Origin of the sequence: Cytobacillus sp. IB215665 (assembly GCF_033963835.1) — a bacterium.
In the GTDB taxonomy this organism is placed as follows: Bacteria; Bacillota; Bacilli; order Bacillales; family SM2101; genus Nanhaiella.
This window is the reverse complement of record NZ_JAXBME010000001.1, coordinates 237,812-254,276: the sequence shown is the minus strand read 5'-3', so window position 1 is coordinate 254,276 and position 16,465 is coordinate 237,812. Positions and strand designations below refer to the sequence as shown.

General features: G+C 32.1%; 14 protein-coding genes. 4 read left to right on the top strand and 10 right to left on the bottom strand.

Going from position 1 to position 16,465, the window contains the following annotated elements; translation table 11 throughout:
* Positions 1 to 160 precede the first annotated feature (160 nt).
* Positions 161 to 1,171, bottom strand: a complete 1,011-nt coding sequence (locus SLH52_RS01145) for an NAD-dependent epimerase (protein WP_320207467.1) — start codon at positions 1,169 to 1,171, stop codon at positions 161 to 163.
* Between the two features lie 218 nt (positions 1,172 to 1,389).
* Here SLH52_RS01145 and SLH52_RS01140 point away from each other — a divergent pair, with 218 nt between their 5' ends.
* A complete protein-coding gene (locus SLH52_RS01140; protein ID WP_320207466.1) occupies positions 1,390 to 1,755 on the top strand; it encodes a carboxymuconolactone decarboxylase family protein in 366 nt (121 codons plus the stop codon).
* A 197-nt stretch (positions 1,756 to 1,952) separates the two neighbouring features.
* Here the strand turns inward: SLH52_RS01140 and SLH52_RS01135 are convergent, their stop codons facing one another.
* From SLH52_RS01135 to SLH52_RS01125, 3 genes are all read right to left on the bottom strand, one after another.
* A complete protein-coding gene (locus SLH52_RS01135; RefSeq protein ID WP_320207465.1) occupies positions 1,953 to 2,645 on the bottom strand; it encodes a CpsD/CapB family tyrosine-protein kinase in 693 nt (230 codons plus the stop codon).
* The gene (locus SLH52_RS01130; protein WP_320207464.1) at positions 2,635 to 3,372 is read right to left on the bottom strand and encodes a YveK family protein; all 738 of its coding nucleotides are present in this window, start codon (positions 3,370 to 3,372) and stop codon (positions 2,635 to 2,637) included. The genes SLH52_RS01135 and SLH52_RS01130 overlap by 11 nt, the downstream gene beginning before the upstream one ends.
* 1,026 nt (positions 3,373 to 4,398) lie before the next feature.
* Positions 4,399 to 5,763 carry a flippase gene (locus SLH52_RS01125; protein ID WP_320207463.1) on the bottom strand — a complete coding sequence of 455 codons (1,365 nt, stop codon included), beginning with the start codon at positions 5,761 to 5,763 and terminating at the stop codon, positions 4,399 to 4,401.
* 182 nt (positions 5,764 to 5,945) lie between these two features.
* Between SLH52_RS01125 and SLH52_RS01120 the strand changes: the two genes are divergently transcribed.
* From SLH52_RS01120 to SLH52_RS01110, 3 genes are all read left to right on the top strand, one after another.
* Positions 5,946 to 7,487 carry a right-handed parallel beta-helix repeat-containing protein gene (locus SLH52_RS01120; RefSeq protein WP_320207462.1) on the top strand — a complete coding sequence of 514 codons (1,542 nt, stop codon included), beginning with the start codon at positions 5,946 to 5,948 and terminating at the stop codon, positions 7,485 to 7,487.
* Between the two features lie 299 nt (positions 7,488 to 7,786).
* The gene (locus SLH52_RS01115) at positions 7,787 to 8,740 is read left to right on the top strand and encodes a hypothetical protein (RefSeq protein ID WP_320207461.1); all 954 of its coding nucleotides are present in this window, start codon (positions 7,787 to 7,789) and stop codon (positions 8,738 to 8,740) included.
* Positions 8,725 to 9,498, top strand: coding sequence for an AAA family ATPase (locus SLH52_RS01110; RefSeq protein ID WP_320207460.1), 774 nt, complete (start codon positions 8,725 to 8,727; stop codon positions 9,496 to 9,498). The genes SLH52_RS01115 and SLH52_RS01110 overlap by 16 nt, the downstream gene beginning before the upstream one ends.
* A 31-nt stretch (positions 9,499 to 9,529) precedes the next feature.
* Here SLH52_RS01110 and SLH52_RS01105 read toward each other — a convergent pair whose 3' ends face one another.
* From SLH52_RS01105 to SLH52_RS01080, 6 genes are all read right to left on the bottom strand, one after another.
* Positions 9,530 to 10,588, bottom strand: coding sequence for a hypothetical protein (locus SLH52_RS01105; RefSeq protein ID WP_320207459.1), 1,059 nt, complete (start codon positions 10,586 to 10,588; stop codon positions 9,530 to 9,532).
* Between the two features lie 45 nt (positions 10,589 to 10,633).
* Positions 10,634 to 12,091, bottom strand: coding sequence for a lipopolysaccharide biosynthesis protein (locus tag SLH52_RS01100; protein ID WP_320207458.1), 1,458 nt, complete (start codon positions 12,089 to 12,091; stop codon positions 10,634 to 10,636).
* A 32-nt stretch (positions 12,092 to 12,123) separates the two neighbouring features.
* Positions 12,124 to 13,326 (bottom strand): glycosyltransferase, encoded by a 1,203-nt coding sequence (locus SLH52_RS01095; protein ID WP_320207457.1) that lies wholly within the window; start codon positions 13,324 to 13,326, stop codon positions 12,124 to 12,126.
* Between the two features lie 113 nt (positions 13,327 to 13,439).
* A complete protein-coding gene (locus SLH52_RS01090) occupies positions 13,440 to 14,615 on the bottom strand; it encodes an O-antigen ligase family protein (RefSeq protein ID WP_320207456.1) in 1,176 nt (391 codons plus the stop codon).
* Complete coding sequence (locus SLH52_RS01085; RefSeq protein ID WP_320207455.1) at positions 14,616 to 15,422, bottom strand: glycosyltransferase family A protein; 807 nt, start codon at positions 15,420 to 15,422, stop codon at positions 14,616 to 14,618.
* Positions 15,423 to 15,442: 20 nt separating this feature from the next.
* A complete protein-coding gene (locus SLH52_RS01080) occupies positions 15,443 to 16,375 on the bottom strand; it encodes a glycosyltransferase family 2 protein (RefSeq protein WP_320207454.1) in 933 nt (310 codons plus the stop codon).
* Positions 16,376 to 16,465 lie beyond the last annotated feature (90 nt).

The following is a 16,465-nucleotide window of genomic DNA, read 5'->3' as shown; positions in this document are numbered from 1 at the left end:
GACAGTTTGATGGGTTTTATGAGAGCTCAACCATTGTAAAAGTAGCAAAGATGCAATGAACGTTAGATATACGTGCCTAAAACGAAAAGCAACAATCAAATGGACATGCAAGAAATGAGCAATCAGGTGGAGTATATGCTTCACCTGATGTCCAAATGCCTTAATCTTTATTTGTATATGTTAAATACCAATCAATGAACTTACTTACTCCATCTTTAAGCGATGTTTGTGGTTTAAAGTCGATCTCATTTATTAAATCCTCTACATCCGCATATGTTTCTACAACATCCCCTGATTGAAGAGGCAAAAAATTCTTTTTTGCTGTCATACCTAACTTTTGTTCAATAGCTTGAATAAAATCAGTCAATTTGATCGGGTTATTATTGCCAATATTAAATACTTTGTATGGTACGTAGCTCGTTCCAGGATCAGGATTGTTTCCAGACCAATGTTCATTTGGCTCGGGTATTTTATGTAATAATTTACTTATGCTTTCAACAATATCATCAATATATGTAAAGTCTCGCTTCATGTTCCCTTTATTATAAACATCAATAGGTTCACCATTCAAAATTGCTTCAGTAAATAAAAATGGTGCCATATCAGGACGACCCCACGGACCATAAACAGTGAAGAATCGTAAACCTGTTGTCGGAAGGTTGTATAGGTGGCTATACGTATGTGCCATTAACTCATTAGCTTTTTTTGTTGCTGCATATAAACTTACAGGGTGATCGACATTATCGTGCACAGAAAATGGTTGCTTCGTATTTGCGCCATAAACTGAGCTTGACGAAGCATAAATTAGCTGTTCTATACCATGATGGCGGCATGCTTCTAGGATATTAACGAATCCAACGACGTTAGAGTTAATATAGGCATGAGGGTTTTCTAAGCTATACCGCACACCTGGTTGAGCAGCTAGATGAATGACTACAGTTGGCTGATATTCATGAAACACATTCATAATCGCATGTTCGTCAGTAATGCTGCACTTCTTAAACATGAAATTTTTATGTTCCAAAAATTTTAATCTATCTTTTTTTAACGAAACATTGTAGTAATCGTTTAAATTATCTACCCCAACAACATCATAGCCTTCTTGTAATAACCTTCTTGATACATGTGCTCCTATAAAGCCAGCAGCTCCAGTTACTAGAATAGTTTTCAATCATCTCACCCTCCTTTCATACCACTCACCATAAGGATCGTAAATGGATGTACAATAAAACCTAGTTCGTTCAAAGGTCTAAGCTCTTTATATTAGATATTCTATTTTAAACCAACCTTAACTAAAAAGAAAATTGTCATCTTCTTTCGTTTAATTACTTATCAATTAGCTTATAATAACTTTTGACCTTTGCAAATTAGAAATGGAGTTGATAAGGAATGGAGTTTGAAGCTAGAAATTCAACGGAAGCATCACTTCATCATTATAAGGCTGGACTCGGTTTATTTAGTGAAAAGATGCCCAATTTAGCTAAAGAGTATATTTCTTTTACTGAAGAATGTTTTAAGGAAGGCAGCTTATCACAGAAGGAAAAGCAATTGATTGCATTAGGTATTAGTTTATATGCTCAAGATGAATATTGCATTATATACCATATAAAAGGGTGTTTGGATCAAGGGTGCTCTGAACAAGAAATACTAGAAGCTTGTGGAGTAACTGCAGCGTTTGGAGGAGGAGCTTCAATGAGTCAGGCTGTCACCCTTGTCCAAGAGTGTATACAGGAGTTAAATCAATTGGAACATTAATATACACTAAAAAAGGCACAGTTAATAGATTGTGCCTTTTTCAAATTATATGAAATAATCATTTATTTGCTATATTTTCCCTTTTTAACTTAGACTACTTTCAATTAAATAGGTAAAAGATGGAGCTCGGATATATCTTGTCCATTTTTTATAAAAACAGAAACAATTTTATTTATACACCCATGAGGAATTCGATGTTATTTAACATAATGAAAGTCCTTATTTTTAGATGCTACCTTTTGATTTAGTACTGCTCCTAAAATATTTGCATTCGTTTGCTCCAGTAATTCTTTAGCTTTTTTCACTTGTTTTTTATCTGTTTTCCCGCTTTTTACTACAAGAAGAACACCACCACATAAATTAGAAACAATTTGTGCATCGGTAACTGCTAAAACAGGAGGAGTATCTAACAAAACCAGATCAAATTTTTGGATTGCTTCTTCCATAAAATCATTCATCCGCTTTGAGCTAAGTAGTTCAGCAGGATTATTTGGGACTGGGCCACACGGAACGATAGATAAATGATCAATGTCAGTATTGTAGATGATGTCCTCTATAGAAGAATAAAATCCAGCTAAATAATTTGTTAGTCCATTCACTTGAGAGATTCTAAATATATTGTGCAATGTTGGTTTTCGAAGATCAGCATCAACAATTAATATACGTTTTCCTTGTTGTGCAAATGAGATTGATAAATTAGTAATAGTAGTAGACTTTCCTTCATTAGGTATCGAAGATGTAACAACGATCGATTGCTTAGCGTGAGTATTCATACTAAATTGTATGTTTGTCCGTATAGATCGATACTGTTCGGATACGATTGTTTTTGGCTTCAAATAAGCCTCCATACCTCGCAATCTACTTTTTGCTTTTCCTTTTTCAGACCTCAAGGTTATTAACTCCCCTTTCTTGTTGAACTTCCAGTTTTACTAGAGCTTTCTTGACTTTTACCTTTTTTATTTTATTCACAGTACCTAATATATTCATGTTTAAATTATCAATATCTTGTTCAGATTTAACAGAGTTATCAAGAAACTCTATTAAAAAAATGAGTACTAGTGAAACTAAAATAGAAGCTACAGCGGAGAGTGCAATAATAAGATATGGTTTAGGTTTAATGGGATTGCTTGAAGTCTTTGCTTCAGCTAAGATTGTTACATTGTTTACATTCATTAACTCGTAAATATCTTCTTTGAAAACTTGTACAATGGTATTTGTAATTTGAGCAGCCATTTCATTATCCTCATTAGTCACTTCTATTGAAAAGACTTGTGATTGACTTTCTGTTTGAATTGTAATCGACTTATTTAAACTTGAAATAGAGTCACTTAATTCTAGTTCCTCCACTACTTGTTCTAAAATAAACGGACTTTTTATAATTTCGCTATAAGTATTTATTAACTCTATGCTGAGTCGTATGTCATTTGAACTGAATGGCTGTACTTGAGAATTAGTTGGTGAAACTAGTATTTGTGCAGATGATTTATAGGTAGGAGTGAGAACATAAAAACTGATTAATCCACTAATAACAATGGCTACTATCATCATGAAGATTACAATCCATATTTTTTTAATAACGATATAAAGTATTTGTTTAAAATCGATTTCTGCTTCCATCTCTTCCTCCAATAATATATTTACTTGAATTTTTTTCATCACTATTGCTAATAACTTGTACAATTTATAAACTAGTAAACTATTAAAAATCCTTTCTCGAATAAATGATCTCGTACTCTACCACTCATGACCGTACCTTAGCTAGCTATGCTAATTGCTCTTTTTTTAAAACTATGTTGCTATCTTCCCTAAACTAGAAGGTATAGCTATCGTTTTATTCACCCATCTATGCAAAAACAGCCTTTGTTAAAAAATACATCTCCAAACCTTAATTAATTACACATCACTTTACTTGTAACAATCGAAAATCTCCAACAATTAACAGTCTGTCTCTACCTCGGTGAAACCTTGTACATGTACGTACTAAAGAAACTATTACTTTTTTACTGTTATCATATTTTTTCGTACTGGCATAACACATTTACAATGAATGTTCATGACACCTTGTCCTCTTTAAAACTATTACTTACATACCTTTTAGTTCTAATGAAGTAGCCAAAGCCAAAAACTTATGAACTGTATTTTTTACAAAAGCACTGTTGTTTTCCATGTATTTGTTAATATTAGATTCTATGTTCATAACTAATAAATATTCCTACTATCTCTATTTTCACTTTGATTGTTTTTATACTACATATATATTTATCGATTTAACTAGAGTGCGTGGGCACTTTTGCTACTTTACAATAGAATTCACATAAAACCTTCTCTACTATATCGATTAGTAAAATAGAAATTAATGGAATTACAAGTATTTTAACCTACACATTAATACTAGAAAATACGTTTAGAATAAATCCTCTTATTAGTAACCTTCCACATAAACTCTTCTATCTAAGCTATTTTATTAAAAATGAACAATTTGACGAGTATTATATAAGTAGAAAAGATGCCACGAACGCTAGATGTATACGTGCTTATATCTTTGAACGGGAAGCAACAATTAATGCGAAAACCGCCATCTAAAAGAAATCAATAATTGGCTCCTATGTTGGACATTAAAGGCTTTTCAACGACGTGTTCATTTTATTTTACGAATGGAATGTACCATGTACGAAAGCTAAATTTTTTATAAGCATAAATGGATGCCATCGTTTCTCGAATAATGATACTTAATGATGTAGCAACAGCTGCACCGATCATTCCAAAGATAGGTATTAAAATTAAGTTTCCCAATACATTCGTAGCTGCAGAAATAACAATTGCATTTCTAGCCAATTTTTCATTCCCTGTCATATTCAGCAGCTGCATTACACTACCAGCACATGCATTTATACACTGACCAATACATAAAATGATGAGTGGAATTACCCCTTCGATATAGACCTCTCCAAAAATAGCCAAAAGAACCGGTGCGAAAAGAATAATTATAAATAACAGTGGAATTGAAGTCCAAACGATGAGTCTAGATGAAAAATGAAAAATCTTTATTAAATCATCCTTTCGCCCTTCCCAATAAAGCTCAGAAAATTTAGGCAAAATAATCATATTAATAGAAGACAGTGAAAAGCTAATTAACAGTGATAGTTTAAGAACGATACTATAAACTCCTACAGCACTAGTACTTTGAAAAATACCAAGCATAACGACATCTGTCCAATTTAAGATGAGTGACATAGCTGACGTTAAATACATTGGAATTGAAATTTGAAGTATTTCCTTTAAACCTTTCGTTTCTATTTGATTAAATAAAAGTTTTTGATTTTCCTCATCTTTTTGAATGTACTTATGCCAAGAATACATACTCATAAATGCGGTGATCGTAATAGCGATTGAAAGCGCATAAATGATGTGCATGAAGTCTTTTGTCAATAAAAGCAGGAAAAAAACTAGTATTAAAAGGTTCCCAAAACGAATTCCAATAATTTCAAAATATATAGATTTTGTAATAGATTTGATCGCTCTAAATGCTTTTGAATACATCCTTGTCATAACCATAAAGGGTAGGACGATGGAGACTACTCTAAATGGTTGTATAAGCAGTTGTTCTTGAAATAATAGGATAGCAATTGGCTCAGCTAAGATAAAAAGTAAAACACTAAATAAAACAGAGAGTGGTATTAGCAATTTCATAACTTTAGTAAAAACGATGTTTGCTTGCTTCATAGAATATTGACTACGATATTCTGTGATTAATCTAATGATTGCTGTATCTGTTCCAAGTAAAACGAGCGTAAGACAGATCGTTAATAAGGTAAATGACAACGTGTATATACCTAATGCTTCAGCGCCATATACTTTTGCAATCATAAAGTTTAATACATATAACAGAATAAATGACAAAAGGCGTAATATAAATGTCATACTAGAACCCTTTATTAACTCTAAATAATCCCTGTTCTTTGTGTAATGACTGATTTTTGATCCAAACTTGATTTGAAATACTCTCATAGATTCCTTCCCTTTTGATTAATCTACCTACACTATTACATCCTATGTTTATATGAATCTTGTATTCCATTTTTTTTAGAGCTGAATAGACGTTGATATTTATTAAAAATAGTAATTTTGTCCAATCATTTTAAGTAAGTGTTACACAGAATATATAAATAACAAAAAAAGGATGATAAAAAATGAATGTTGTTAACATTTTAGATTATGGTGCTGATCCTACTGGAAACAGCGATTCAACTGGAGCAATACAGTCTGCTTTTGACGCTGCTGTAAGCGGAGATGTTAAAACAGTATATATTCCAAATGGAAATTATTCCATCTATGATTCGTTACTAGTTGAGGGATCAATTAATATAGTCGGGGATGGAAAAGAATATTCAAAATTAATATGGAAGGAAACATCAAACACAGGTAATGAGGATTTAATATATTTGTCTAATGGATCAAGAACTGACAATTTTACCTGGTCCGATTTTCGTGTTCAAAATGCACCAAGAGACGGTATCCATATCGTAGACGTGCATCAATGGGTGATTCAAAATATTATTGCTGACCAATGTGGGAGACATGGTTTTTATCATGAAAAATCATGGAAGGGAATTTTCATTGCATGTATGTCAAATCAAAATGATCAAAACGGATTTCATGCAGGCTCTGAATCTCAAACTACCAATGTGTTGAATTGTTGGGCACTCTCCAATGGAAACTGTGGTGTAGTAGCAGCTGTAGAATCATTTGTACATGGTTGTACACTTGAATCTAATGAGTATTGTGGTATATATGTTGGCAGTGCAGGAGTAAATGTTGCTGGCAATTATTTTGAAGGAAAAGGTAATTATAGCGACCCTTCAGCTGGAAATGTTTATCATATTTTAGTTGAAGATACGAATGGAGTTCATATAAGTGGTCAAGATGCACTGAAAAATATAGATATTGGGCTGATGATTAGAAGCTCAAGAAACATACAGCTGAGTGGGTTAACTGGAAGACAAGCAGGTGGAGCATTAGGGTCATATGGTTGGGATAAGTATGGAAATGTTGGAGTATGGATTACCGAAGACTGTGAAGATATTGTTGTTGGTGCCATTGAGTCAGTACCTATGGTCATTGAGGATCTATCTAAAGTTTATTTTCTAAGAGACCGTAAACCTGATCAAGATGTACTTGATGGATATGGTTTTTTCAACGAGGAAGGAAGTTATCCAGGCATTGCAGAAAATTGGATTCCTGATGTCGATAAAGGAGTCGGTGAAGCACAACTATTACCTTCTAATACCGAAGCAATAGGAGAATATGTTCAGGAAATCACCATGACTTCAACCTATCAGGGAATTAATAGCACTGCTACATTTAAACCAAACACTACCTATACAATAGGGATATTTTTAAAAAATGAAATTAGAGTATTTCTTCAAGATCCGGATAACAACAGAATAGCAGATCAAGATATTTATCCTAGTCCTTATATGAGGTTTTTAGCTTTTCAATTTACGACTGGAGGTAATCCAACAGGTTCAATACGAATCAGATCAAGAGAAGGGTCTGGAACCTTTTGGGTTGGGGGTGTAAAAGTAGTTGAGGGTGCATTCGACATGAGTTCATTTCCAATGCCGAGCGAGCATGATTTAGGAGAGAATGCTTACATCCTTAAATCACCTAACGGCAGTAGATTCACAATAAGTGTTGATAATAACGGGCAATTAATCATTACCGGCATATAATCTCTAGTTCAATTTAACTCCCCAAACTTATCATTTTGATTCAAAAGTAATAACTTGTACAATTCTATCATAGTATGAAAGGTCAGCATATTTATAAGTAATCTAGTAGATAAAGTTGGGGAGTTTGATTAAGGTAGAACTTTTGCTCATTAAGATTGTAAAAATACTGCAGAAAGGGGTGTCTCAAAATATACGACCATGAAAACATTAAATACGGTAAACTTCAAAGCAATGGGTATAGGATAAAGAATCTGACTAGGGCACAGCTAATACATAAACTAACTAGGAGCAATGATTCTTTGAAAATAAAAGGGCTGTTTACACATCGAGAATATAAGCTATTACCCCCTATCCACAATTCATTAGTAGTGGACAATATCTTCTTTGACGAATTATACAACGATAGTTCACTTCTCCGTACGCATGAGTTATTAACAAGCTTAAAAAACAAGAAAACGCTAGACCAGCCTTTACACGTTGGTACACCTTATAACTCTGTCACTAGCTCAACTTCAAGGGTATTAACTACTCCTAGTAGCATAACACTGCCAGCTGATGGTTTAATTATCTCCTTTATTGGCTGTGATGGATCTGGAAAATCTACTATTACTTCAGAATTAACCTCTTTTTTATCTAGCAAACTAGACACTTATAACATGTATTTAGGTAGTGGGGATGGTACAAGCTCTCTCATTAGATATCCATTAAAGGTACTAAAGCAATGGACAGATAAACGACATGCAAAAAAAGGACAACCACTAACACAAGAACACCAACATGTAAGAAAATTTCGCAGCAAACTAATCGCCCTTGCAAAGTTTACATGGGCTTTAACACTTTCATTCGAAAAAAGAAAAAAGTTAAAAAAAATTCGAAAGCTAAGGAGCCTTGGCTACGTTATCATTACAGACCGGTATCCTCAATATCAAATCATGGGTCGTAATGATGGGCCGCTCTTACATGATTGGATACAACATAAGAATAAAATCATTCATTATTTGGCTAGGTGGGAAAGTAGAACTTATAAAGAGGCACATATGAAGCCGCCAGACCTCATTGTTAGATTAAATGTCTCAGCTGATATCGCATTTCAAAGAAAAAAAGATATGAAGTTTGAGGAGTTTCAAAAGAGGGTCAAAGACATTAGTTCATTAAAATTTAATGAAAAAGCAACAGTTATAGAAATAGATGCAAATCGATCATTAAATGAGGTTCTTTCAGAGGTGAAAACAAAGATATGGGGTCACATATAAAAAACTTTCATAACCATAACGACATCATGGTAGAATTTATCGGTATTCCAGGAGTAGGAAAAACAACACTGTCACATATGTTGGCTAAATCATTATCAGTTAAAGGCTTTCATGTTAATGAGCCAACTTATAAAATAAATTCCAAGAAAGAATTTTTCAAAAAAATAACAAAATTATTATATATTATGAAAATATTAATTACAGCTCCGAATATATGCATCTATGCCATTCAAATCATTCTTAAAACACACCAAAAAAGTTATAAAGACTTTATCAAAACTGCTTCTAACCTATTATTTGTAATTGCCATTATTAAATCTAATTCTACTAAAAAAGGGATTCATATTTTAGACCAAGGTTTTTTTCAAGCACTATGGTCCATTGAGTATAGTGCCCATCATCTCATTAAACCTCTCGATTTAAAACAATTATTAGAGATGGTTCACTCAAAACCGCTGTTAATTATAGACCTTCACGTCAAACACACAGAAGTTCTTAAAAGACTACATCAAAGAAAAACAGACTATAGTAGAATTGAAAAATATTTTTTGGAAGCGTTACCAAATCATATACAAATATCAAATGAAATTTTAAACCAATTAAAGCATAATATTTCTCTTACAAATATTGATGAGGAAAAATTAAAAGTAATATCATTAAACAATGATAATAACGAACAATTGGATAAAAACACAGTAGTCATTGACCAGTATATTCAAGAGCTGTGCCTTTATCGTTATCGCTGCTATGGAAAATGATAAAGGCTCGCCGATTGGCGAGCCATATATTCTAGTTAAAACTAGCTGCTAGTTCTTTCTTATAAATCATTTCATTTAACATCTCTATCCTTAACAAATTGCAATTAAATCTACAAAATTCCCCCTCCTCAAAAACCCAGTTACCATTTATCCACATATATCTTCCTGGAACACCATCAATGTACATTTGACTAGGAGAAATTGATCCGAAAAATACTTGCATTTCATTAATCAAGTAATTACCTTCTAAATCTTCAAAGATATCAAAGGACATTGAGGATATTTTTAACTTTTCACACCATACTTTAACCAAATTTAACAATTCTTTTGGAGGGTCGACCCAGTCACCAAGAAAACCAGACCCACTTCTCAGCCCATTTTTCCCTTTTGGTTTCCTAAATCCAAAATAAGAATTACCAATTTTAATGACCCTCCACTCTGTTTTCATATCCACATGCTCTTGAATGTGGATGTACCCCTGCCCCCTTTCAGTGTATGGAAAATACTCTCTATTCATATTTTCATACATTTTTATAGGCTTTAAATAGCTTTTCACAAACTTTGGTAGATCACTTATTGTATGGTATCCTCTAAATATATTTTTTGTAAAAAAAGATTTGTATATTTGAAACATTAATTTGACTTTAGAATTTATTTTTTTGACGCCAAGACCTGAATTTCCTCCATCACTTTTAATGATTTTAGGAAATGATTTTGTTTGTTTGGTGAAATGTAGCGCTTCTTTTATATTAAAAAAGGTGTTTGACGAGACATGTGGCAGCTCATTTAACTTATAGAAGTCAGACATCATAATTTTAGATTCATAATATAAAATGCTTTCAAGCTCAGGAACGCATTTACCTTCTATTCTATCTTTGATTAACCATATTCTATTAAGGAACACGTTCCTCCACAATCTTGTTTTAGTAGGAGGTCGTACAATATAACCATCACACTCAGCCTTCTCAAACTGCTCTATCCAATTAGGTGCAAATATATCAATAATGACATAATCTACATTTCTATCAATACAAGCATCTACAATAGCCTTCTCGTGTCCCTGTGGATCGGAAAAAACTCCAATTTTCATTTACCCACCACCTGTACTATTTTTCATCCAGACAACAATTTCTTATTATGATTTCTTTTTTATTTGTTGAACTAAACCGATTAAATCTAGCCGTGTATCTCGAAAAAGTATATTTAGCGAGAAATAAAAAATCATACATAATAAAATCGATATAAAATCCCAAGCGAGCCCCTCATTCATTCGCTGCAATAAATATCCTAAAAAACCCATCAAAGTTGCAAATAAAGCTGAAGGGAGCACATTTTTAAGCATTTTAATTATAGATATCCCGATTGCAAACTTCATTATTAATAAATTAACAATAACACCTTGCAACCTGATCCATGAACGAGCAATGACTAACACCCAGAAGCCATACTTAACGCTAATGATACAAACAGGAATTAAGACGACTAAATGCAATATTTGTGCTAATATAGATAATTTAGGACGGCCTTTAGCCCGATATACTTCACTACAATATCGTCCGACACCTACCATAATTGCACTAGTTAACGCCCAATAACCAATGACATCACTAGCTTCATACCAATCATCACCTAGAAATATTTGGGTCGCTAAATCACTATATAGGTATACACCAATACCCAGTGGAAATACGATCAAGGAAACGTATCTTTGGATTTTAAAGAAGAAAAGATTAAACTTCTCATTATCATGTTGTAAACGTGACAAAGCAGAAAATAAAACAGGTGCAGTTGACGCAATAATAAGTCCGAATAAAGCATCGACCATCATAATAGATGTTTTATATATTCCTAAATAATAGACACTTAAGGCACCACTAATAATAAGAACGTCTACCCAAATGGTAAACCAGATCATTATCCCTTCAATTAACGACCATATGCTAAATGATAGCATTTGTCTTAATATTTTGAATTTATAAAACAGTGAAGGTTTCCATTCTGACTTTACAGTTAATACAATTGCACTAAACAATTGTCCTGCAATCATACCAATAATTAACGACCAATAACCTAAACCGAATAAAGCTAAAGGGATCGTAATAAAAAATGGGATACATACAGTCCCTACTCTTACTGTAAATAAAGTCCTAAAATCAAAGCTTCGTCTGTATAGTGCCATTTGAATACTTGAAAAGGATGTTAAAGGTAATACCATACAAGAAATAGCAACAACTACTCCTAAGCCTGGATTTCCTACTAAAGCAGCAATTAAATCACTAAATATAATGATAATTCCCCAAAGGACCAAAGAAATGCCAAGGTTTGTCCAAAAAGCAACATTCGTATTTTTAAGCTTTTCTTCCTTATCCTTAAACTCACGCTGAACCAAGTATTTTTGAAACCCTGCATCTGTAAACATATCTGCAAAGCTAATTATCATTGTGATGGTTGCAACAACTCCGAACGCTTCCGGAGCTAAGATTCTAGCTAAAATCATATTCGTAATAGGAGTAACTAATTTTGCAGCGATCTCAGTTAACGTTGCCCATTTAGTAGCGTTTATCATTTTCCCTGTTAATTCTTTATTATCCAAAGTTATATACCTCTTAAATAATATAGTCATACTTAACAGAATTTAGAAATCATGTTTTCCCATTCCTTAATAATATGATTTATATTAAAATCACTTATCCTTTCAACGCTTCTATTTGCATAGTATTTTCGCAAATCTTCATTATTTAATAAGTGATGAATGTGATTAGCTAAAGTTAATTCCTCTTCTAGTAAGCTATCTTTTTCCCTTAAATGATTACTTCTACAAACTGGTGTTAACACTCCGAACATCTCTCTATTAATTTCATATGACATATTCTTGACACCAATATGAGTTGGGGCTAATATTTCTCTAGGACCAGATAAACAGTCTGTTGAAATGGTAGGAATACCGCAAGCCATTGCTTCTGCTAATGCATTCGGAAAGCCTTCGTATAAAGAAGAGAGAACAAATACTTTTGCCTTATTGATGTATTTAAAAGGATTTTGTTGGAAGCCTAAAAAGTGGACATCTTGTTTAATTTTTAACTCATCGGCTAATTGTTCTAGTTCTTCCTTTAATTCACCTTCCCCAAGAATAACTAGTTTCGCATTTGGATTTAAAGCTTTCACTCTACTAAATGCTCTAATGAGGTGGCATTGTCCTTTTTGTTTATTTAACCTTCCAGCTGTGATAATCACTGGATGTTCGAATATATTTCTATACTGCTCTTCAATGGGTTCTTTTGATAATTCGTTAATTCTTTGAATTGGGTATGAATTATAAATAATTGTTATTTTATCTTCATCGATGCCATAATTAGTAACTAAATCATTTTTAATTTCGTGTGAAACTGCCACAATTTTATCAGCTTTTTTATACAAGATTTTGATAGTTTTTTTCCAAAAGAAAGATTTAAGCCCTTTTTTGTGTTTCGTTGACATGTGATTTCTAACAGAAATAACCGTTTTACCATATTTTCTCGTTAATAAATTTATTAGATTCGGATATTCTAAAAAACTGATCATTGTTTTAATTTCATTTCTTTTCTTCATCTTCTTAATGATATTCATCCTATAATAAAGAGCTAAACATTTATAAATGACATTGCTTGCTTTTACATTCCTCACTTTAATTATTTCTCCAGTATAGGGGTATTCAACTTTTGCTTTATTTTCAAATAAAATTATATTGTTATCAAATTCACTCGATAAATTTAATGTTAAATTTGATACCGCTCTTTCAGCTCCACCTGTTGAGAGTGTTCCTATGAAAAATGCAATTTTATGTTTCATGAGAAGCCTCCTGGTATAACAAACAATTTTGACGATCATTCAAAAGCTCACTACGAAGTCGAAATTGACAAATTTATTATTTACTAAGTATTCAATTACCTTAGTTTACAAAACTATTTGAGGGTTACATTATTCGCTTTTCTTTTTTTTAAATCTACAGCAATAATTATTAAAATCATTAGAAATATCCATAGCATCGTATTCCTAATTCCGTTATGAAACAGGCCATAAAACATTAATCCAATAATTGAACTGACATTTTTAAATCCCTCTACCTTTTCAATATAATAGATAATAAATATAAAGATAAATAGACCTACTAATCCATATGAAAAAACAAGGTTCCCAATCGTTGAATGGACTTCTTTTGTAATTTGACTTTCAAAACGCTCGTATAAACCTTCTCCTGCTCCAAATATTAAATAATTTATATGGTTAAAAATCCTATCGTACCCTCTTCCACCTAATGAATCATCTTTATCTTGTCCAATTTTATTAATTCTTTCAACTACATTAGTCGTTAAAGGATTGTTCACAATTTCATCCTGAAAAACAACTCCAACAGGAATAATAATTAAGAGTAGTATAAACAGTGTTTTGATCCACTTACCATTCTTGACAGAAAATCGTTTGACAATCGTCGGAATAAAAATAATAAGATATGCTAACATTGCGGCTTTTGACAAAGATATTAAACATATGACTAAACTAGAAAATATAGCTATAATATACAAAGGTTTATATATAACGTAATCTTTCAAAGCAAGGAGCAGAGCTGCGATTAAGATTGCATAATAACCTAACTGATTAGGGTTATTAAAAAACAACACCATTCTTGAAGAAGAAAAACCACCATATATGATGAAAAGCAAAAATTGAGTAATAATGGATAATTGGACGGCTAAAGCTGATGCTTTTAAAAAGGCTACATTGTATACTTTATATAATCCAACGACCATTAACATTGAAAAGAAATTAAATATATAAAACAACGTATTTTTAAAGTAAGCACTCCATTCTTGATTGATAATACCCCAAATAATATTTATAAAAGCTACATACAAACAAAAAAACAGAGCAACTTTCAAAATTAACATAACGGGTTCAGGAGCGAGAAACTTTCCATTTACAGCAATAAGAAGTATACCGAAGGTGGCCAACAAAATAAAATCTGCAATTTGTAAAGATCCACTACTAAAAAGGTAAAAAGGTTTTAAGGTAAAATACATTACATAGCCAAATAATAAAGCCACAGCAGGCTTACTATTATTGATACTTATCATAACCATTTATTCCAAACTCCTTGATTTTACAGGGCTAAAATAATTTCTTAGCATGATATTCACCTTGCCAGGTAAAATATACATCAGCAGTGCTTTAATAATTCCTGACATACAAGCCTTTTTAGGAAGATAACTATTTTTCATTGCATTTACTCTTATTTTTATTCCATTCCTTAATTGAACTTTATTTTTATTGTAGGTGATAGAATTACCTATATCATAAATACTTGTTGATAATACCTCTGGAATAACATATAGACTAGAAACATGGAGCATTTTCACCCACAGTTCGTAATCTTGCGAAGTATAGTATTCTTTGTTATACCCACCAACTTCATCATATATAGATTTTCTAAACATTGTAGTACAATGCTCAATTCTATTACCTAGTGCCATCGATTTCTTAATATTTTCAGCTTCTAGTACTTTGTCGTATTGCTCTATCATTATTCCATCTTTCATTTTAATAATGTTACAATATGAAGTAACTAAGCCAACGTCATCATGTTCATCCAAAATATCCTTTTGTTTTCTAAGTCGTTCAGGGTACATTAAATCTCCAGCATCAATTCTCGCAATATATTCCCCATGAGATAAACGAACTGCTTTAATAAGTGATTTTGTCAAACCTATATTCTCTGTATTTTTTATTAAAGTCATTCGAGGATCTAATGTAATTTCCTTTTCTATCACTTCTACTGTATTGTCGGTTGAATAATCATCAACAATAATAAGCTCATAGTCTTGAAAATGTTGGGTTTTAATTGATTCTATCGTTCTCCCAATTATTTCAGCTGCATTATAACAACTCATTACAATGGAAATATATTTTTTTATAATAACCTCTCCTTCTTTAATAAATAGAGTTTCACCATCACCTTATCCATCAGCTTATACAATTGGCGATTCAACAAGCTTGGTATAACCCTTAGCCCGAGTTTATACTTTTTCCAGCATTTAAGGGCCGCTAAGAAATCTTTATTAAGAAGATGCTGCTTATAGATCTCTAAATAGTTATAAAAATAAATCATATGTCCTTGTTTTTGATAGGTGTGTATAATGCCTTCATATTTCGATAAAAACTGTTTTTTTGTTTTTTCCATAGAGGTTGTATCCAATATATTAGCCCTGTCATCTTTATAAATACTTAATAAAGACTTATTAATATATTTAGTCTTATAGTCATTAAAAAACCTCACCAGAAACTCTAAGTCCTGATGTCTGTTAAATCTTTCATCGTAAAACCCTGTGTTTTCAACTGCACTTTTCTTAAAAAGGAAGTTAGAACCTGAAATATTCAATCTGTTGCACAATACATCAAATTGTAAATTTCCTTCTTTGTTATACCTATTCTTTCTAATTATTTGGTTGTTATCCTTCACTACAAAATCACAATATACCGCACCAATCTTGCCGTCAGTTTTTCGTAATTCCTTCACTTGATACCAAATTTTATCCTTGTGAAACTCATCATCATCATCTAAAAAGCCGATATATTGACCTCTTGCTATTTTAATACCTGTATTTCTTGCAGAAGCGCCATTTTTGTTTCTCTCATGTTTAAAATAAATAACATTTGTTGCATTTATAAATTTTTCCATAATTTCTTCAGTTTTTTTTCTAAACTCTGTATGAGGATCATTATCGTCTACAACGATAACCTCAGTATTTGTATATGATTGATTTAGCACACTTGCAATGGCTCTTTCTAACAAATCTGCCCTTTTATATGTTGGTATAATTATGCTCACAAATTCATCTTGCATTCTTAAATTCACCTCATATGAAATCAATTATAAGTAACTATTGTGACTATAAAAACAAATCATGGGGACATGCTTGCTAACATACGATTC

Coding starts and splice junctions, on each gene's coding strand:
- SLH52_RS01090 (WP_320207456.1), bottom strand. CDS start 14,615: ATGGTTATGATAAGTATCAATAATAGTAAGCCTGCTGTGGCTTTATTA.
- SLH52_RS01095 (WP_320207457.1), bottom strand. CDS start 13,326: ATGAAACATAAAATTGCATTTTTCATAGGAACACTCTCAACAGGTGGA.
- SLH52_RS01080 (WP_320207454.1), bottom strand. CDS start 16,375: ATGCAAGATGAATTTGTGAGCATAATTATACCAACATATAAAAGGGCA.
- SLH52_RS01140 (WP_320207466.1), top strand. CDS start 1,390: ATGGAGTTTGAAGCTAGAAATTCAACGGAAGCATCACTTCATCATTAT.
- SLH52_RS01125 (WP_320207463.1), bottom strand. CDS start 5,763: ATGAGAGTATTTCAAATCAAGTTTGGATCAAAAATCAGTCATTACACA.
- SLH52_RS01105 (WP_320207459.1), bottom strand. CDS start 10,588: ATGAAAATTGGAGTTTTTTCCGATCCACAGGGACACGAGAAGGCTATT.
- SLH52_RS01110 (WP_320207460.1), top strand. CDS start 8,725: ATGGGGTCACATATAAAAAACTTTCATAACCATAACGACATCATGGTA.
- SLH52_RS01120 (WP_320207462.1), top strand. CDS start 5,946: ATGAATGTTGTTAACATTTTAGATTATGGTGCTGATCCTACTGGAAAC.
- SLH52_RS01130 (WP_320207464.1), bottom strand. CDS start 3,372: ATGGAAGCAGAAATCGATTTTAAACAAATACTTTATATCGTTATTAAA.
- SLH52_RS01085 (WP_320207455.1), bottom strand. CDS start 15,422: ATGAGTTGTTATAATGCAGCTGAAATAATTGGGAGAACGATAGAATCA.